Genomic DNA, 17,270 nt, shown 5'->3' on the forward strand with positions numbered 1-17,270 from the left:
ATTGGGCGTCAGACTACATAAGCCGCACCAAAAACAAAGGGCCCCGAACCGGGGCCCTTCGCATCTCTAATTCGCTGGCTGCGTCCTAGTGCACCGCCGACCACACCTTCTTTTTGGTGAAGTACAGGAGGCCTGTCAGCACGAGCAGGAAGATCATGACCTGGAAACCGAGGCGCTTGCGCGCCACCAGGTGCGGCTCGGCCGCCCACATCATGAAGGCCGCGACGTCGCGCGAATACTGGTCGAGCGTCTGCGGCGCGCCGTCGTCATAGGTCACCTGGCCGTCGCTGAGCGGCTTCGGCATGGCGATGACGTGACCCGGAAAATACTTGTTGTAATTGCCGCCGGCCGGCATCGTGAAGCCCTGCGGCGCGTCCTCATAGCCCAGCATCAGGGCATGGATGTAGTCCGGCCCCTGCTCCTGGAACTGACTGAAGATGTCGATGATCCACCACGGGAAGCCGCGTTCGTAGGTACGAGCCTTTGCCAGCGTGGAGAAGTCCGGCGGCGCGACGCCGCCATTGGCGGCCGCGGCTGCCAGCGGGTTGGCAAACGGCGCCGGGAACTTGTCGGCGGGACGGCCGTCGCGCTCGATCGCCTCGCCCTTGTCGTCCAGATCCTTGATCTTGTACTCGGCGGCCAGCGCCTCGACCTGCTTCTCGGAGTAGCCGGGGCCACCCGGCTCCGCCAGATTGCGGAACGAGACGAGATTCATGGAGTGGCAGGAGGCGCAAACTTCCTTGTAGACCTTGAAACCGCGCTGCAACTGGCCCTGGTCGAACTTGCCGAACGGACCGGCGAATGACCATTTCAGCGACGGCGGATGAGCCTGCCCCTCGGCGGCTTGAGCGACGCTGGTGCCGAGAACGGCCGCGCCAAGCGAGGCGGCCAGAGCGAAAGCGGTGAAGGTACGATGCATCGTCATGTCCGTTCTCCCGCTCAGGCCTTCGCCAATACCGATTCGGAAATCGAATTTGGCAACGGCTTGGTCTTCTCGAATATCCCGAGCAGCGGGAGCACGATGACGAAGTGCGCGAAGTAGTAGAAGGTCAGGATGCGCGCGATCAGCGTATAGATGCCTTCCGCCGGCTTCGAGCCCAGCCAGCCCAGCCCGATGCACACCGCGACGAACAACCAGAAGAACTGGCGATACAGCGGGCGATAGCGCGCGGAACGGACCTTCGAAGTGTCGAGCCACGGCAGGAAGGCCAGGATCGCGATCGAGCCGAACATGGCGAGAACGCCGAGCAGCTTGTCCGGAATGGCGCGCAGGATGGCGTAGAACGGCAGGTAGTACCATTCGGGCACGATGTGCGCCGGGGTCACCGCCGGATTGGCCGGGATATAGTTGTCGGCATGGCCGAGGTAGTTCGGCGTGTAGAACACGAACCACGCGAACATGATGCAGAACACCACGACGAAGAAGCCGTCCTTCAGCGTCGCATAGGGCGTGAACGGCACCGTGTCCTTGTCCGACTTCGGCTCGATGCCGGCCGGGTTGTTCTGGCCGACAACGTGCAGCGCCCAGACATGCAGAATGACGACGCCGGCGATCACGAAGGGCAACAGGTAGTGCAGCGAATAGAAGCGATTGAGCGTCGGGTTGCCGACGGCGTAGCCGCCCCACAGCCAGGTAACGACGGTCTCGCCGACGCCGGGGATCGCCGAGAAGAAGTTGGTGATGACGGTCGCGCCCCAGAAGCTCATCTGACCCCAGGGCAGCGTGTAACCGAGGAAGCCGGTGGCCATCATCAGGAGATAGATGATGACCCCGAGGATCCACAGCACTTCGCGCGGCTCCTTGTAGGAGCCGTAATACATGCCGCGGAAGATGTGGATGTAAACGGCGATGAAGAACATCGACGCGCCGTTCGAATGCAGATAGCGCAGCAGCCATCCGTAATTGACGTCGCGCATGATCGCCTCGACCGAAATGAAGGCGAGATCGACATGGGGGGTATAGTGCATCGCCAGCACGATGCCGGTGACGATCTGCACGCCCAGCATGAACGACAGAATGGCGCCGAACGTCCACCAGTAGTTCAGGTTCTTCGGCGTCGGGTAGGCGACGAAAGAGGAATGAATGAGACCGCCAATCGGCAGCCGCTTCTCGATCCATTGCAGAAAGCCATTCTGCGGCTGGTAGGTCGAGTGTCCGCTCATGATCGAACCTTCAAGAATGCAATCGTTGCGGATCAGCCGATCCGGATGCGGGTGTCTGAAACGAACTGGTAGGGCGGCAGTTCGAGGTTTTTCGGCGCAGGGCCCTTACGGATGCGGCCAGCGGTGTCGTAGACCGAGCCATGGCAGGGGCAGAAATAGCCGCCGTACTCACCCTGATGGGCCAGCGGAATGCAGCCGAGGTGGGTGCAGATGCCGATCACGACCAGCCACGGCTCATGGCCGGGCTTGGTGCGCTGGGCATCGGTCTGCGGATCGGGAAGGGTCGCGACATCGACGTTCTTGGCCTCGTCGACTTCCTTCTTCGTCCGGTGAGAGATGAAGATCGGCTTCGAGCGCCAGAACACCTTGATGACCTGACCTTCGGCCACAGGCGCCAGATCAACCTCGATCGGCGCGCCGGCCGCGATGGTCGAAGCATCCGGATTCATCTGGGCGATCAGCGGCACCAGCACGGCGGCCCCGCCGACGGCGGCGACGGCCCCAGTGGCTACATAAAGAAAATCGCGGCGCGTGTGCTCCGCAGAAGACACGGTCGTCACGTCTGAACCCTCTCCCCCGGCTTGGTTTTCCGCCCCAGGCTGGCGCCCTTGAGGAAACCTCTTCCTGCAAAGGCTGCGGGGCAGACCGGCATCGCGCGGCTCTGTTCAAGGCAGAACGGCGATTTCGAAGCGTTCTATTGACACCCTTGCGGTGCGAGCGCAAGCCCACACACAGGCTACCCCGGGCACCCTGCACAAATCGTTGGTTCAGAACCGCTTAGCCGGGCCGACCCGGCTTCAAGGCATACCGATGCGGATCGCGCTTTACGAACCCGATATCCCTCAGAATACCGGCACCATCCTGCGCACCTGCGCCTGCCTCGGCATCGAGGCCCATATCGTCGAGCCGGCCGGATTTCCGGTGACCGACCGCGCGTTCCGGCGCGCCGGCCTCGACTACCTCGACCGGGTCACGATCCTGCGCCACGCATCCTTTGCCGAATTCGAGGATTGGCGCGCTCGTTCAGGGCTTTCCCTGGTGCTTATGACCACTTCGGCTGACACGTCTTATCTCGACCACCGCTATGGTGACGATCAGATCGTCATGGTCGGACGCGAATCGGCCGGCGTACCGGAAACCGTGCACAATGCCGCGGACGTCCGCCTCCGTATCCCGATCCGGGAAGGCTTCCGCTCGCTTAATATCGCCGTCGCGACCGCTATGGTTGCCGGGGAAGCCCTGCGGCAGCTAAATCCCTTACCATGACCGCCACACTCGACACTCCCGAAGCCCGCAAGAACCGCGCCCGCACCTGGTTCGAGGCCCTGCGCGACGAGATCTGCGCCAGCTTCGAAGCGCTGGAAGACGCCCTGCCCGCTTCGGCGCCGCTCGGCGACCGGCCGGCCGGCCGCTTCGTCCGCACGCCATGGCAGCGCACCGACCACAGCGGCGCGGCGGGCGGCGGCGGCGTGATGTCGATGATGCGTGGCCGGGTGTTTGAGAAAGTCGGCGTGCATTGTTCGACCGTTCATGGCGAGTTCGCCCCCGAGTTTCGCAGTCAGATTCCGGGCGCTGCCGACAATCCGAACTTCTGGGCCTCGGGCATCTCGCTCATTGCGCATCCGCAGAATCCGAACGTGCCGGCGGTGCATATGAACACGCGCTTCGTCGTCACCTCGAAGGCCTGGTTCGGCGGCGGCGCCGACCTGACCCCCGTGCTCGACCGGCGGCGCACTCAGGACGACCCGGACACGATTGCGTTCCACGCCGCGATGCGCGCCCCCTGCGACGCACACACGGGCGTCGCCGACTACGGCAAGTTCAAGACATGGTGCGATGAATACTTCCTCCTCAAGCACCGCAACGAGCCGCGCGGCATCGGCGGTATCTTTTATGACTATCTGGAGGGTGACTGGGACGCGACCTTCGCTTTCACCCAGGATGTCGGCCGCGCCTTCCGCGCAATCTACCCGACGCTGATCGAACGCAATTTCACGACGCCCTGGACCGAAGCGGACCGCGACGAACAGCTCGTGCGCCGCGGCCGCTATGTCGAATTCAATCTGCTCTACGATCGCGGCACCATCTTCGGCCTCAAGACCGGCGGCAATGTCGACTCGATCCTGTCGTCGATGCCGCCGCTTGTGAAATGGCCGTGATGTAACTGTCATCGTCCGCGCCTAGGCTCTCGCGATCTTACAAAATATGAAAGCGGTGAGCCTATGAGCTATTCAGCGGGAAGCATTGTCGTTCTCAAATCCGGCGGTCCGGCCATGACCGTGGTCGCCGTCAACGAAGACGATATCGAATGCGTGTGGATCGGCGAGGAAGGCGATCTGTTCCGCCAGGCGATTCCGGCCGTTGCCCTCGAAGCCGTCGAGGTCGAAGAAGACGAAGATGAGGACGAAGAAGACGAGGAGTGAAACGTCTTCTATCGGAACGCGGAAATAATCATCGTCGCGCCACCGATCAGCACGACCGCATCGAGAATCGCGGTGTGCACATGGATCGGCATGCGCGCGACGATGAACCGTGACAGATGCGCGCCGGGCATCGACATCAGCCCGGTGAGCAGCGCGAGCGCCACGATCTGCGGCGTCAAAACACCCGACAGGCCGAACACCGAAACCTTCACGATACCGACGCCGATCGACACCATGGCGTCGGTCGCGATCACGGCCGCGCCTTCGAGACCGACTGCCATCAGAAGCGACAGCATGATCACGCCTGAGCCCGCCGTGCCGCCGACCAGCACGCCGTAGCCGCCCGAACCGAATGCAAGACCACGGTCGTCGATGCGCCAGTTGCGCTTCCGCGCGAAGCGTCGCAACGGCACGCTCGCCATCAGCATGGCGCCAATGACAATGGCCGCCCCGGCGCCGGTCAATTGCGAATAGCCCCAAGCACCGAGCACGCAACCCGGCAGCGCCATCGCCGTGGCGATCGCGGCGCGGCAGCGGTCGAGTTTCTTCAGATAGGCCGACACCCGGCCGGAATTGTTGAACAGCGCCGCAATGGCGATGATAGGCACCACGGGCGCCGCGCCGACCATCGGCACCAGCACCAACGGCATCAATGCGCCGCTACCGTAACCGGACACGCCGCCGATGATGCCGGCCAGCAACGCGACCGTGGCGACGAGCAGGAGTTGCAGCAGCGAAATGTCGGCAAAGCCACCGAGAAGTCCCGAGAGCGTATCCATGAATGCGCGCGTGCCCGGTCAAGGACCACAGGTCAAGGCCACAACACGCATATCAAGCCGTCATTTCACGGCGGAAAGATCGGCCGGCGAGATCAGCACGCCGAAGCGTTCGCACCAAATGACGACGCTCGGATAACTCGACAGGTCGACGCCATCGGGAATGGCATAGCGCTGGCTGCCTTTGAAGGCGCGCAGGCGGCCGAGATCGACGAACATCGAATCCTTCACGGCCGCCTCGTCGCGCACCTTCTCCTTCGGTACGAGGTAGACGTGGTAGGCCGGACCGGGGCCAACCTCGAAATCGGGTTCGAGAAACACCGCGCGTTGATAGACGCTGACCTTGCCCTTGCCGTGGTGGATCGGGTCCGACGGGTTGGCGTGAATGAAATTGCCGGTAGCGACAAGCGCCGTGCGATCGGCCTCGGTAATCTGCTCGGCCGCCGGCGGCGGCGGAAACACATACGGAAAAAGAAAAAAGCCGAGCGCAACACCAAAGCCGGTGCCGAGAACGCCGCCAAGCAGAAAGATCGCAAGGCCTCGCCAGAATCCGCGCACGATTCCCTCCCCTGTCACCAGCGACGATATCGGGCGAGGGCTTCAAGTGGCAGACAAATGCTCGTTATTCAGCTGTTCAGTCAGCGGTGGGTAGCCGCCGCATGGTGAACTCGATCGTGTCGCCAGGCAGGACGCGCCAGCTTTCGATCTCGGTCATGTAAGCCGCCTTGGGATAGCGCTCGAACCATTCGCGCGCCTTGGCGCGCGCCGCCTCGCGGGGCAGCGCGAAGGTCTCGCGCCGGTAGGATTCGCGCTGACGATGGCGCCGCTCGCTCGCTTGGGCGAGCCGACGGGCCAGATCGCGCGGGGTGTCGTGACGAGCCATGGCACTAGAATCGGGCTGCAGGAGAGGTTGTTCAAGACGCCGGCCAGGGGTCGGCACATCACCTTCACCACACCGCGTTACTACCGTGCATAATATGAATTATTCAAATACCATAAATGGTTGTAAAGCTGCAACAGCGCTTGAAAATGCACGCGGATTGAACGGCCTTACGCACTCTCCCGTATTGAGTGCCCCCGGCCTTGCGCCTAGCCTCCATCTACAGACACGTTCTGGAGATTGGTGAGACCGATCTTCAGCCAATGCGCACAACGCTGCGCGCTGCGCGCATGAAACAGCATGGAGGTCGATATGCGTCGTTTTGCTGTGGCGCTGCTGGGCGCAACGCTTCTGGGTGGGGTGACTGCGAATGCGGCGGATTTGCCCGTCAAGGCCCCGGTCTACACCGCTCCACTCATGTACAAGTGGACTGGCTTCTACGTGGGTCTCAACGGTGGCGGCGGCTGGGGACACACCGACTGGACCTACGTCGCTGGAGGCGCCCAGGCCGGTCACAACACAAGCGGCGGACTGATCGGCGGCACCATCGGCTACAATTATCAAATTCAGAATTGGGTCCTGGGCATCGAGGGCGACTGGGACTGGGCCAGAATTAAGGGCAGCACGGCCTGCCCAAACCCAGCCTACACCTGCGAGTCAAAACTTAACTCGCTTGGAACGTTGCGCGGCCGCGTAGGCATGACGATGGGATCGACCGGCAACTTCCTCCTGTACGGCACCGGCGGTTGGGCATGGGGCCGGCTGAACATTCAGACCGTGCATCCCACCGTCGGCACCAACGGCACCAGCCATACACCGAGCGGCTGGACCGCGGGCGGCGGCGTCGAGTGGGGTTTCCTGCCGAACTGGTCGGCGAAGCTAGAATATCTGTATGTCGGCTTTGGTACGAACACCTACACTGTCGATGCCGGCTTGCAGGTCGATGCCAAGGAGCGCGTGAACGTGTTCCGCGCGGGCGTGAACTATCGGTTCTGACCGCGACACGATGCAATGCGAAGGGCCGCCGTCATCGGCGGCCTTTCCGCTTCGATGAAGCTGCGGTCAAGTACCGGCGGCGCCCGCGTCCGCAATCGCCGCCAGCGTTGCCTCCTCGGCCGGAAATCCCGCCGCGATCCACGCCTCTTCGGCCGCGCGCAAGGCCGCGCCGAGCGCCGGGCCTTTCTCGATGCCGCGGCTCATGAAATCGGCGGCCTTGAGGGGAAACACTGGCGGCGTCCAGCGCTGCGGCAGCGTCACCAGTTCACGCCATGGCGCATCGTGGTCGGACGCCTGCGAACGCGCCCAGGCCATGAGCGCGCTGTCGGTGTAAGCCGTTTCCTTTAGCCGATAGAGCAACGCGCGCGCCGCACCCTCACCCGCCCGCGGGGAAAACCGCAGCCAGTTCTCCGCCATCGCCGTCAGCCGGGTGTGCTCGGCATTGCTGAGACGAAGCTTCTGCGACAGGCGCTCGGCATCTTCCGTGATGACGACGCCGAGCGCGCCAAGCCGGCGCGCGGCATCGGGACGAAGGCCAACCACGGCTTCGGCCTTCGCCATATTCTCGAAGGCCGCTAGATAAGGCACTCCGCCGAGCACGCGCAGAAGCAGGCCCGTCTGCGCCATCGCGGCCAGCGTCGGCGCGGCGCGCGGTGCGACCACGAGCTTCAGCATCTCCATGCGCACGCGTTCACGCGACAACTGGTCAAGGCCGCCGCGCTCGTAAATGCAGGCAGCCAATCCGTCGGCGTCGGGATGACCATGGCCATAGGCCGCGTGGAAGCGGAAGAAGCGCAGGATACGCAGGTAGTCCTCCTCGATACGCCGCCGCGCATCGCCGATGAAGCGCACGCGCCGCGCCTCCAAATCGGCCAGCCCACCCGCGTAATCGTAGACCGTACCGTCGCGCGATGCCGACAATGCGTTCATGGTGAAGTCACGGCGCAACGCGTCCTCGCGCCAGTCGCGGCCGAAGGCGACCTTGGCGTGGCGGCCGAAGGTCTCGACATCGGTCCGCAACGTCGTCACCTCGAACGGATGCTTGTCGATGACGACGGTGATGGTGCCGTGGTCGATGCCGGTCGGCACCGGCCTGAAGCCGGCGGCCTTGGCGCGACGCACGACTTCCTCCGGCACCGCCGTGGTGGCGACATCGACCTCGTGAACCGGCATACCGATCAGCGCATTACGCACCGCGCCGCCGACGACGCGCGCCTCTTCGCCGTCGCGATCGAGAACGTCGAGCAGCCGCGCCAACTGCCCGGCAAAGGGCCAGGCGGAAAAATCGACCTTGCGCGCCGTTGCACTCATCGCATCTGCCCCGGCACGAAGCGGCCCTGCTCGTCGATATGCGCCGGCACGTAGCGAGAGCCGGGCGCGAAGCCGCCATATTGCGCGAAATAGAGAAAACTGCTGACCACCAGCAGCAGCGCGGCGATCGCCAGCCACGCAATACGCTTTACCGGCCAGGATTCCGGATCGAACACACCTGCCTTGGTCGACCACAGAAAAATAACGTAGAGCGCGAACGGCGTCAGGAAGAGCGCGATTTCGGTCACGATCGTACGGATCATCGATAGATCCTCTCGCGCATGTTGCGCAGGATGCCGGCGGTGACACCCCATATGTACCGCTCACCGAAAGTGATCGCGTAATAATGCCGCTCGACGCCCTGCCACTGGCGCGAATGCCGCTCCATATTGGCGTCTGCCATCAGGTAGTCTAGCGGCACCTCGAAGGCGACATCGACTTCCGACGTGTTGAGCGTGAGGGCAAAGCCCGGCTCGACGCGCGCAACCACTGGCACGATGCGATAGCCGAGTGTCGTCATGTAGAGATCGAGATAGCCGAGCGGCTGAATGAGGTCGCGCGACAGGCCGATCTCCTCTTCGGCTTCGCGCAACGCCGCCGCCATCGGATCGGCATCGGTCTTGTCGATCTTGCCGCCGGGAAATGAAATCTGCCCCGGATGATCCGGCAGATGCTGGGCACGCTGGGTCAGCAGCACCGTCGGCTCGGGATGATCGACGACGGCGATCAGCACGGCCGCGGGGCGGATCGGCCGCACCTCCGAAATCTTCTGCATCACCGGGTCGGCGTCGTGATCGCCGCGCACCGGCGTCACCGAGGGATCGGTCAGGCCGGCGGGCGTTTCCAGCGTGAGCCGCTCGCGAACGCGTGCGAAGAATTCCGGCGCCGAGAGCGGCGCGACGCGCGATTGCGGGTCAAGCATCAGGAAAACTCCCGCAACGTGCTGGCCTCGGCCATAGTGTAGAATTCGCCACGCGAGGTAATGCCGAACATCGCCTTGCCGCCGATGTCACGTTCCTCGCCGAGATCGACGAGATCATAGAACAGCGCCCGCGTCACTTTGGCCCACAGGTCACGACGGACATGGAGATAAGGCGCCAGCCCGCCATTCTCGTCGTCCTCCTCGAAACGCAAGGCATGGCCGGGACCGGCCGCGATCCATTCATCGACATTTGTCCGAAAATTCAATGTGCGGCCTTCGGGCGCATCCTCGACCTTGAGTTCCACCGCCGTGAACGGCGCGTCATCGACGATGATGCCAACCTTCTCCACCGGCGTGACCAGGAAATACTTGTCGCCCTCGCGCTTGAGCACCGAGGAGAACAGCTTGACCAGTCCGATGCGGCCGATGGGCGACTTTTCGTAAAACCAGGTGCCATCCGAGGCGATTCGCATGTCGAGATCGCCGCAAAACGGCGGATTCCACAGGTGCACGGGGGGCAGTCCTTTACCGCCCTCACGCGGCAGCATGGCAGCGATGCCGTCCAAGCCGCCCTTTTTGCGGTCGGCGGCCGCATCCTGCCGCTTGTCCTGCCCTGTCTTCGCCATTGTTACCTTCGTACTCTCCTATGGCGTGCGTTGGCTGTTCGCAACTTTGTGACAATCCCCGACGCTACAAGAAGATAGCGTAGGCTACGCAAAATAATGAGGCAGATTCGACAAGCCGCCATAGGTCCGTGGTGCATTTGTTGCATAGCCTCTGGGCACGAGTTTCCCGGCAAGCCGGAGCGTCCGGCGCGGATCGCGGAAGCTGAAAGGGACAGACATGGCGTCGGCAAGCGGTGAAAGCATTGAAAAGCTGGAAGATATGATCGTGCGCGCGGCCGAGACCACGGCCGCCCATGTGCGCGCCGCCAAGGACGCCATCGGCACGGTCATCTTCGGCCAGGAACAGGTGGTGGAGCGGGCGCTCATCACGGTGCTGTCCGGCGGACACGCGCTGCTGGTCGGCGTGCCGGGTCTCGCCAAGACCAAGCTGGTCGAGACCATGGGCATCGCGCTCGGCCTCGACGCCCGCCGCGTACAGTTCACGCCTGATCTGATGCCATCCGACATTCTCGGCTCCGAAGTGCTTGAGGAAAACACCGCCGGCAAGCGCAGCTTCCGCTTCATTCCCGGTCCCGTGTTCGCCCAGCTTCTGATGGCCGACGAAATCAACCGCGCCTCGCCGCGCACGCAGTCCGCGCTGCTGCAGGCGATGCAGGAGCAGCATGTGACGGTCGCCGGCGCGCGACACGATCTGCCGAAGCCGTTTCATGTGCTGGCGACGCAGAATCCGCTGGAACAGGAAGGCACCTATCCTCTGCCCGAAGCGCAACTCGACCGCTTCATCATGGAGGTCGACGTCGATTATCCGGACATCGTCGCCGAGCGTAAGATTCTGTTCGATACCACCGGCGCCGAGGACAGCCAGGCCAAGGCGGCGATGACCGCCGAGGACCTGATCGCGGCGCAGCGCCTGGTGCGCCGCCTGCCGGTCGGCGAGTCGGTTGTCGAGGCGATCCTGCAGCTCGTGCGCTCGGCGCGTCCCGGCGTGGAAGCCGGCGATCTCGGTCATCTCATCTCCTGGGGCCCCGGCCCGCGCGCCTCGCAAGCGCTGATGCTGGCGGTGCGCGCCCGCGCGCTGCTCGACAACCGCTTCGCGCCATCGATCGACGACGTGCTCGAACTTGCCGAGCCCGTGCTCAAGCACCGCATGGCGCTCACCTTCGCCGCGCGTGCCGAGGGCGAGACCGTCGGCAATGTCATCAAGCGGCTGAAGTCGCGTATCGGATAAACATGGCGGGAACCGTTTTGGCCGAGCCGACCGCGATTGGGACAAGCGAAGCACCGGTCAACGCCGCGGCCGGCAAGAGCAGCAAGCTTGCCGCGCGCATTCCGCGCCTCATCCTCGAGGCGCGCCGGGTCGCCGCGACGCTGATCCATGGGCTGCACGGCCGGCGCCGCGCCGGCACCGGCGAGAATTTCTGGCAGTATCGCCACTTCGTCTCAGGCGAGCCGGCAGGCCGCATCGACTGGCGGCGTTCGGCACGCGACGATCATCTCTATGTGCGCGAACGCGAATGGGAGGCCTCGCATACCATCTGGATGTGGGCCGACCGGTCGCCGTCGATGGAATTCTCCTCGCACCTGACCGAATGGTCCAAGCTCGACCGCGCGCTGGTCGTGTCCTTTGCGCTGTCGGAAGTGCTGGTCCAAGGCGGCGAGCGCGTCGGCATCCCGCTTCTGATGCGGCCGACCGCCAACCGCAATGTCATCGAGACCATGGCGCAGCGCATCATCCACGACCGTACCGAAAGACCGAGCCTGCCGCCGAACTTCGCGCCGGCGCCGTTTTCGGAAGTCGTGATCTTCTCCGATCTGTGGAGCCCGATCGCCGAGTATCGCAAGATGATCGGCCAACTCGCCGCCAATGGCGCGCGCGGCCATGTCGTGCAGGTGTGCGATCCGGCGGAAGAGACATTCCCCTATTCAGGCCGCGTCGAATTCGTTGAATCCGAAGGCCTCGGCAGCGTCACCGCCGGCCGCGCCGAAACCTGGCGCAACGACTATCAAGCGCTGCTCGCCAATCATCGCGCTGCGTTGCGCGCCGAGACCGAAGCCTTCGGCTGGACCTTCACTGTGCATCGCACCGATCGCGGCCCGACCGAACTTCTGTTCGCGCTGCATGGCCGCATGGGCGCGCACTCGATCCAGACCGCGCTTAACACCCGCCACCTTCCCGTCGAAGAAGGAGGCGCGGCATGATCGGTTCGCTCCCGCTCGCTTTCGCCCAACCGCTGATCCTGCTCGGTCTGCTCAGTCTGCCGGTGCTGTGGTGGCTGCTGCGGCTGGTGCCGCCGCGCCCGCAGGTCGTCTCATTCCCGCCGACGCGGCTTCTGTTCGAGATCGCGCCGAAGGAAGAGACGCCGTCGCGCACGCCATGGTGGCTGATCCTGCTGCGCCTGCTGCTGGCCGCCCTTGTCATCATCGCCGCCGCCGGTCCTCTATGGAATCCGCCGGTCGCGACCGGGGCGAGGAACGCGCCGCTGCTCATTCTTGTCGATGACGGCTGGGCCGCGGCGGCGTCCTGGGACATTCGCCTGCGCACCGCCGACGAAATGCTGGCTCGCGCTGAAGCCGACAATCGCGGCGTCGCCCTGCTCCCGCTGTCGGAGACGGCGCGCGATATCTCGCTGCAGGTGGCCGGCGCTTTGCGGGTGCAAACGAAGCAACTCAAGCCGAAGCCGCATTCGATCGATCGCGTCGAGGCGCTCCCGGTCATCGATCGCTTCCTCAAGGTTACGCCGGATGTCGAGATCGTCTGGCTGTCCGACGGCGTCGATATGGGCAAAAGCGCGGGCTTCGTCGACGGCCTCAAGCAGATCGCCGGTTCGCGGCCGATGACGGTGGTCTCCGGCGGCATCGCCATTCCGCATGCGCTGGCCGCGGCCGACAATGCCGCGGGCGCGTTGACCGTCAAGGTGCTGCGCGCGCAGACCGGCGTCAGCGAGAACGGACTCATTCATGCCATCGACCTCAAGGGCCTACCGCTTGGCGATGCGCCATTCGCTTTCGGCAGCGGCGACCGCGAGGCCGAGGCGCGGATCACCCTGCCGGTTGAAATCCGCAATGACGTGGCGCGTTTGGAAATTGCCAGCGAACGTTCTGCCGGCGCCGTGCAACTCCTCGACAATCGCTGGCGGCGGCGCACCCTTGGCATCGTGTCGGGTTCGGCCGCCGATCGCTCGCAGCCGCTACTCGGCGCGTCATATTATCTTTCGCGCGCCCTCAATCCCTTCGCCGATGTGCGACTGGCCGAAAGTGTAGCGCCGGCCGAGGCGATCGGTCGTTTTCTCGACCAGCGCCTGCCGATGCTGGTACTCGCTGACGTCGGCAATGTCGCCGAAGCGCGCGGCCGGCTCGACACCTGGATCGAGAACGGCGGCGTGCTCGTGCGCTTCGCCGGCCCGCATCTCGCGGCCGGCAGCGACGATCTCGTGCCGGTGCGCTTGCGCCGCGGCGGCCGCATCCTCGGCGGCTCGCTGAGCTGGGAGAAGCCGCAACAACTTGCCGCCTTCTCCCGCGAAAGCCCGTTCGTTTCCATGGCTGTGCCGAACGACGTCACCGTCACGCGCCAGGTGCTGGCCGAACCCGATGCGACGCTCGCCGACCGCACCTGGGCGACGCTCGCCGACGGCACGCCGCTAGTCACCGCGCAGCGCCGCGGCAAGGGTCTCATCGTGCTTTTCCATGTGACCGCCGACACGCGCTGGTCCGATCTGCCGCTGTCGGGCGCTTTTGTCGACATGCTGCGCCAGATCGTATCGCTCGCCGGCGCGACTCCCGCTGCGGACGGCGACGCCGCCGGGCGCACGAACGCCCAGGCGGTGCCGGCGACGCGCGTACTTGACGGCTTCGGCGCGTTCACGGTGCCGCCGGCCAGTGCGCGCCCCGTCCCCGCGGGCTTTGCAGGCCGCGCCACGGCCGATCACCCGCCCGGCTTCTACGGACCGCCGGAAGGCCTCGTCGCCGTCAATACACTGACGCCTGATGACCGCCCCGCCCCGCTCGATTTCTCTCCGCTCAATGCGCGACAGGACATCTATCGTTTCGGAGAACCGGTCGACCTGCGCGGTCCGGTTTTCATTGCGGCGTTCGGATTGATCGCAATCGACGCGCTGGTCGTGTTCGTGCTCGCCGGCGGCCTGGCCGCATTCGCGCGCCGCCGACGCGCTGCGACGGCTGCCGCTCTGCTGCTGGCGCTCGCCGGCGGTCTAGCGATGCCCGAGCCCCTTCGCGCCCAGTCGACGCTGATCCCGTCGGGGAGCCTGCCGCAACGCACGCCGCTGTCGCCGCAGCAGCAAGACTATGCCATCAAAGCGACGCAGCAGACGCATCTCGCTTACATCATCACCGGCGACGCCGAAGTCGACGAAGTCAGCCGCGCCGGCCTTTCCGGCCTGACCCTTTTCCTCGCACAACGCACAGCACTCGAACCGGGCGAACCGGTCGGACTCGATCCGTCGCGCGACGAATTGTCGTTCTTTCCGGTGATCTACTGGCCGATCTCAGAGCGCGCCGCCAAGCCGTCGCGCGAGACGCTCGATCGCATCGACACTTATATGAAGCAAGGCGGCACGGTGCTGTTCGATACGCGCGATGCCATTGACGCGCCACCCGGCCCCGACGGCGAAACGCGCTCTCCGGGTATGGTGGCGCTACGAGCCATTCTGTCGTCGCTCGACGTGCCGGAACTCGAGCCGATCCGCGCCGACCATGTCCTCAACAAGACGTTCTTCCTGATGAAGGACTTCCCGGGCCGCTTCACGACGGGCCGTCTTTGGGTCGAAGCGCTGCCCGCGGACGCCGAGGAAGATCCGAGCCGCCCGGCACGCGCCGGCGACGGCGTGTCCTCGATCATGATCACGTCGAACGATCTCGCCGGCGCCTGGGCGCTGCGGCCGGACGGCCAGGCCATGCTGCCGCTGGTGCCGGGCGAGCCACGCCAGCGCGAGTTCGCCTTCCGCGCCGGTGTCAACATCGTGATGTACGCACTGACCGGCAACTACAAAGCCGACCAGGTGCACATCCCCGCCCTGCTCGAACGGTTGGGGCAGTAACATGAATCTCGGCGTCGCCTTCGCACCGCTGGTTCCGCAATACGTCGTCTGGACGGCGTTTGGCGTTGCCGTGCTGCTGTCGATCCTGCTGCTGATCGCGCGCAGCCGCGGCGCGGTGATACGCACCATCGCCATGGCCATGCTGGTGCTGGCGCTCGCCAACCCCTCGATGACGCGTGAAGACCGCGACCCGATCCCCTCCGTAGCCGCAGTCATCATCGACAAGAGCCCGAGCCAGGAATTCGGCGACCGCGCCGCGCAAACCGAACAAGCGCGCGAGACTTTAATCGATCGCCTCAAGCGCGTCCCCGGTCTCGAAGTGCGCGTCGCCGAAGCCGGCGCTGCCGATGGCGAAACCGACGGCACGCGTCTTTTCAACGCACTGTCCTCGACGCTCGCCGACGTGCCGCCGGACCGCATCGCCGGCGCGGTAATGATCACCGACGGCCGCATTCACGACATTCCGGCCGACGCCACCGCGCTTGGCTTTGCCGCGCCGCTGCATGCGCTGATCACCGGCCGCGCCAACGAGATCGACCGCCGCGTCGTGCTCACGCAAACGCCGCGCTTCGGCATTGTCGGCCAGATGCAGACCATCGGCTTCAAGATCGAAGATCAGGGCGCACCGTCCGGACCGGTGCAGGTCACCGTGCGGCGCGATGGCGAACTGCTCGAGCAGCGCACCGTCAATGGCGGCGCCGAAATCCGCATGCAGGTGCAGATCCCGCATGCCGGCGCCAATATCGTCGAAGTCGAGGCGGCGCCGCTCGCCAATGAGCTGACGCTGGTGAACAACCGCGCCGTCATTTCCATCGACGGCGTGCGTGACAAGCTGCGCGTACTTCTGGTGTCGGGCGAGCCGCATGCCGGCGAGCGCACCTGGCGCAACCTTCTCAAGTCGGACGCCTCGGTCGATCTCGTCCACTTCACCATTCTGCGTCCACCGGAAAAGCAGGACGGCACGCCGATCAACGAACTGTCGCTGATCGCCTTCCCGACACGCGAGCTGTTCCAGCAGAAGATCAGCGAATTCCAGCTCATCATCTTCGACCGCTACGCGCGGCAGGGCGTGCTGCCGATGATCTATTTCGACAACATCGCCCGCTACGTCCGCAACGGCGGCGCGGTCATGATCGCCGCCGGTCCTGACTACGCCTCGCAAACCTCGATCTGGCGTACCCCGCTGGATGTGATCCTGCCAGCCGAGCCATCCGGCGACGTGACCGAACAGAGCTTCCACGCCCGCCTGTCCGATGCCGGCAAGCGTCATCCCGTCACGCGCGCGCTCGAAGGCTCGGACGCCGAGCCGCCGGCCTGGAGTCACTGGTTCCGGCTGGTCAACACCAAGCGCACCACCGGCACAACGGTGATGCAGGGGCCGGATAACAAGCCACTCCTGGTGCTGGCGCGCGAAGGCGAAGGCCGTGTCGCGCTGATGCTGTCCGATCACATCTGGCTGTGGGCACGCGGCTATGAAGGCGGCGGCCCGCATCTCGACCTGTTGCGCCGCCTGTCGCACTGGCTGATGAAGCAGCCCGACCTCGACGAGGAAGCGTTGCGCCTCATCGTGCGCGGCCGTGACATGACCGTGCAACGCCAGACCATGGCCGACGCGGTCGCGGACGTCACCGTCACATCGCCATCCGGCAAGAGCCAGACGTTGAAGTTGTCGTCAGCCGAGCCCGGCCTGTGGCGCTCGCAGGTGCCCGCCAATGAACTCGGCCTGTGGCGCGCCACGGATGGCAAGCTGACCGCGCTGGTCAATGTCGGCCCGGCCAATCCGCGCGAATTCCAGGAAGTGACCTCAACAACGCGAACGCTGGCCGCGCTCGCGGACGGCACCGGCGGCAGCGTGCGCCGCCTCATCGAAGGCGCCGGCGGAGTCGAAGTACCGCGCGTTGTGCCGGTGCGCACCGCCTCGACCTATCGCGGCGACGACTGGATCGGCATGAAGATGCGCGACGTCTCGGTGGTGCGCGGCATCGGCGTGCTGCCGATCTTCACCGGACTGATCGGCCTGTTGCTGCTGGTCGGCTCGCTGGCGCTGACCTGGGCCAGAGAAGGCCGGTAGCACAAACTCCGTTCACTCTCGCGAAAGCGGGGATTCATTTCTGAAAAG

16 protein-coding genes and 1 pseudogene are annotated in these 17,270 nt (G+C 64.8%); 8 read left to right on the forward strand and 9 right to left on the reverse strand.

Annotated elements, in window-relative coordinates; all coding sequences use genetic code 11:
• Positions 1 to 85 precede the first annotated feature (85 nt).
• Both E8Q40_RS22390 and petA read right to left on the reverse strand, forming a co-directional pair.
• Positions 86 to 2,163: pseudogene (locus tag E8Q40_RS22390) on the reverse strand (cytochrome c1).
• Positions 2,164 to 2,195: 32 nt separating this feature from the next.
• Positions 2,196 to 2,723 (reverse strand): ubiquinol-cytochrome c reductase iron-sulfur subunit, encoded by a 528-nt coding sequence (petA, locus tag E8Q40_RS17250; protein ID WP_137045711.1) that lies wholly within the window; start codon positions 2,721 to 2,723, stop codon positions 2,196 to 2,198.
• 250 nt (positions 2,724 to 2,973) lie between these two features.
• On the opposite strand from petA, the gene E8Q40_RS17255 reads away from it, so the two are divergent.
• The 3 genes from E8Q40_RS17255 (at position 2,974) to E8Q40_RS17265 (ending at position 4,586) form a co-directional block, all read left to right on the forward strand.
• Entirely contained in the window at positions 2,974 to 3,429 is a 456-nt protein-coding gene (locus E8Q40_RS17255; RefSeq protein WP_137045712.1) for a tRNA (cytidine(34)-2'-O)-methyltransferase, read from the forward strand.
• A complete protein-coding gene (gene hemF / locus E8Q40_RS17260; protein ID WP_137045713.1) occupies positions 3,426 to 4,322 on the forward strand; it encodes an oxygen-dependent coproporphyrinogen oxidase in 897 nt (298 codons plus the stop codon). The genes E8Q40_RS17255 and hemF overlap by 4 nt, the downstream gene beginning before the upstream one ends.
• Before the next feature lie 63 nt (positions 4,323 to 4,385).
• The gene (locus E8Q40_RS17265) at positions 4,386 to 4,586 is read left to right on the forward strand and encodes a YodC family protein (RefSeq protein WP_137045714.1); all 201 of its coding nucleotides are present in this window, start codon (positions 4,386 to 4,388) and stop codon (positions 4,584 to 4,586) included.
• A gap of 8 nt (positions 4,587 to 4,594) precedes the next feature.
• Here the strand turns inward: E8Q40_RS17265 and E8Q40_RS17270 are convergent, their stop codons facing one another.
• From E8Q40_RS17270 to E8Q40_RS17280, 3 genes are all read right to left on the reverse strand, one after another.
• Positions 4,595 to 5,365, reverse strand: a complete 771-nt coding sequence (locus tag E8Q40_RS17270; RefSeq protein WP_137045715.1) for a sulfite exporter TauE/SafE family protein — start codon at positions 5,363 to 5,365, stop codon at positions 4,595 to 4,597.
• A 60-nt stretch (positions 5,366 to 5,425) separates the two neighbouring features.
• A complete protein-coding gene (locus tag E8Q40_RS17275) occupies positions 5,426 to 5,920 on the reverse strand; it encodes a DM13 domain-containing protein (protein ID WP_205995575.1) in 495 nt (164 codons plus the stop codon).
• A gap of 76 nt (positions 5,921 to 5,996) precedes the next feature.
• Positions 5,997 to 6,245 (reverse strand): hypothetical protein, encoded by a 249-nt coding sequence (locus E8Q40_RS17280; RefSeq protein ID WP_137045716.1) that lies wholly within the window; start codon positions 6,243 to 6,245, stop codon positions 5,997 to 5,999.
• A 309-nt stretch (positions 6,246 to 6,554) separates the two neighbouring features.
• On the opposite strand from E8Q40_RS17280, the gene E8Q40_RS17285 reads away from it, so the two are divergent.
• Complete coding sequence (locus E8Q40_RS17285) at positions 6,555 to 7,238, forward strand: outer membrane protein (RefSeq protein ID WP_168197883.1); 684 nt, start codon at positions 6,555 to 6,557, stop codon at positions 7,236 to 7,238.
• Positions 7,239 to 7,304: 66 nt separating this feature from the next.
• On the opposite strand, the gene E8Q40_RS17290 is transcribed toward E8Q40_RS17285, so the two are convergent.
• The 4 genes from E8Q40_RS17290 to E8Q40_RS17305 are packed head-to-tail and all read right to left on the reverse strand — an operon-like array spanning position 7,305 to position 10,097.
• Positions 7,305 to 8,549, reverse strand: a complete 1,245-nt coding sequence (locus E8Q40_RS17290; RefSeq protein WP_137045718.1) for a CCA tRNA nucleotidyltransferase — start codon at positions 8,547 to 8,549, stop codon at positions 7,305 to 7,307.
• Positions 8,546 to 8,812: a DUF6111 family protein gene (locus E8Q40_RS17295; RefSeq protein WP_137045719.1), complete on the reverse strand. Its 267-nt coding sequence runs from the start codon at positions 8,810 to 8,812 to the stop codon at positions 8,546 to 8,548. Before E8Q40_RS17295 ends, E8Q40_RS17290 begins: the two co-directional genes overlap by 4 nt.
• On the reverse strand, positions 8,809 to 9,471 hold the full coding sequence (locus tag E8Q40_RS17300; protein ID WP_137045720.1) for a CoA pyrophosphatase: 663 nt from the start codon (positions 9,469 to 9,471) through the stop codon (positions 8,809 to 8,811). Before E8Q40_RS17300 ends, E8Q40_RS17295 begins: the two co-directional genes overlap by 4 nt.
• Positions 9,471 to 10,097, reverse strand: a complete 627-nt coding sequence (locus E8Q40_RS17305; RefSeq protein WP_137045721.1) for a DUF1285 domain-containing protein — start codon at positions 10,095 to 10,097, stop codon at positions 9,471 to 9,473. Before E8Q40_RS17305 ends, E8Q40_RS17300 begins: the two co-directional genes overlap by 1 nt.
• A 217-nt stretch (positions 10,098 to 10,314) precedes the next feature.
• Between E8Q40_RS17305 and E8Q40_RS17310 the strand changes: the two genes are divergently transcribed.
• The 4 genes from E8Q40_RS17310 to E8Q40_RS17325 are packed head-to-tail and all read left to right on the forward strand — an operon-like array spanning position 10,315 to position 17,222.
• Positions 10,315 to 11,325, forward strand: a complete 1,011-nt coding sequence (locus E8Q40_RS17310) for a MoxR family ATPase (RefSeq protein WP_137045722.1) — start codon at positions 10,315 to 10,317, stop codon at positions 11,323 to 11,325.
• Between the two features lie 2 nt (positions 11,326 to 11,327).
• A complete protein-coding gene (locus E8Q40_RS17315; RefSeq protein ID WP_137045723.1) occupies positions 11,328 to 12,296 on the forward strand; it encodes a DUF58 domain-containing protein in 969 nt (322 codons plus the stop codon).
• Positions 12,293 to 15,151 (forward strand): DUF4159 domain-containing protein, encoded by a 2,859-nt coding sequence (locus tag E8Q40_RS17320; RefSeq protein ID WP_137045724.1) that lies wholly within the window; start codon positions 12,293 to 12,295, stop codon positions 15,149 to 15,151. The genes E8Q40_RS17315 and E8Q40_RS17320 overlap by 4 nt, the downstream gene beginning before the upstream one ends.
• Position 15,152: 1 nt before the next feature.
• Positions 15,153 to 17,222: a hypothetical protein gene (locus E8Q40_RS17325; protein ID WP_137045725.1), complete on the forward strand. Its 2,070-nt coding sequence runs from the start codon at positions 15,153 to 15,155 to the stop codon at positions 17,220 to 17,222.
• Positions 17,223 to 17,270: the final 48 nt, after the last annotated feature.

It is taken from the genome of Pseudolabrys sp. FHR47, assembly GCF_005153485.1.
Taxonomy (GTDB): Bacteria; Pseudomonadota; Alphaproteobacteria; order Rhizobiales; family Xanthobacteraceae; genus Pseudolabrys.

Bases quoted from the DNA above. Each gene is read 5' to 3' on its own strand.
- E8Q40_RS17255 (WP_137045712.1), top strand. From the start codon at position 2,974: ATGCGGATCGCGCTTTACGAACCCGATATCCCTCAGAATACCGGCACC.
- hemF (WP_137045713.1), top strand. From the start codon at position 3,426: ATGACCGCCACACTCGACACTCCCGAAGCCCGCAAGAACCGCGCCCGC.
- E8Q40_RS17265 (WP_137045714.1), top strand. From the start codon at position 4,386: ATGAGCTATTCAGCGGGAAGCATTGTCGTTCTCAAATCCGGCGGTCCG.
- E8Q40_RS17270 (WP_137045715.1), bottom strand. From the start codon at position 5,365: ATGGATACGCTCTCGGGACTTCTCGGTGGCTTTGCCGACATTTCGCTG.
- E8Q40_RS17280 (WP_137045716.1), bottom strand. From the start codon at position 6,245: ATGGCTCGTCACGACACCCCGCGCGATCTGGCCCGTCGGCTCGCCCAA.
- E8Q40_RS17285 (WP_168197883.1), top strand. From the start codon at position 6,555: ATGCGTCGTTTTGCTGTGGCGCTGCTGGGCGCAACGCTTCTGGGTGGG.
- E8Q40_RS17290 (WP_137045718.1), bottom strand. From the start codon at position 8,549: ATGAGTGCAACGGCGCGCAAGGTCGATTTTTCCGCCTGGCCCTTTGCC.
- E8Q40_RS17295 (WP_137045719.1), bottom strand. From the start codon at position 8,812: ATGATCCGTACGATCGTGACCGAAATCGCGCTCTTCCTGACGCCGTTC.
- E8Q40_RS17300 (WP_137045720.1), bottom strand. From the start codon at position 9,471: ATGCTTGACCCGCAATCGCGCGTCGCGCCGCTCTCGGCGCCGGAATTC.
- E8Q40_RS17305 (WP_137045721.1), bottom strand. From the start codon at position 10,097: ATGGCGAAGACAGGGCAGGACAAGCGGCAGGATGCGGCCGCCGACCGC.
- E8Q40_RS17310 (WP_137045722.1), top strand. From the start codon at position 10,315: ATGGCGTCGGCAAGCGGTGAAAGCATTGAAAAGCTGGAAGATATGATC.
- E8Q40_RS17315 (WP_137045723.1), top strand. From the start codon at position 11,328: ATGGCGGGAACCGTTTTGGCCGAGCCGACCGCGATTGGGACAAGCGAA.
- E8Q40_RS17320 (WP_137045724.1), top strand. From the start codon at position 12,293: ATGATCGGTTCGCTCCCGCTCGCTTTCGCCCAACCGCTGATCCTGCTC.
- E8Q40_RS17325 (WP_137045725.1), top strand. From the start codon at position 15,153: ATGAATCTCGGCGTCGCCTTCGCACCGCTGGTTCCGCAATACGTCGTC.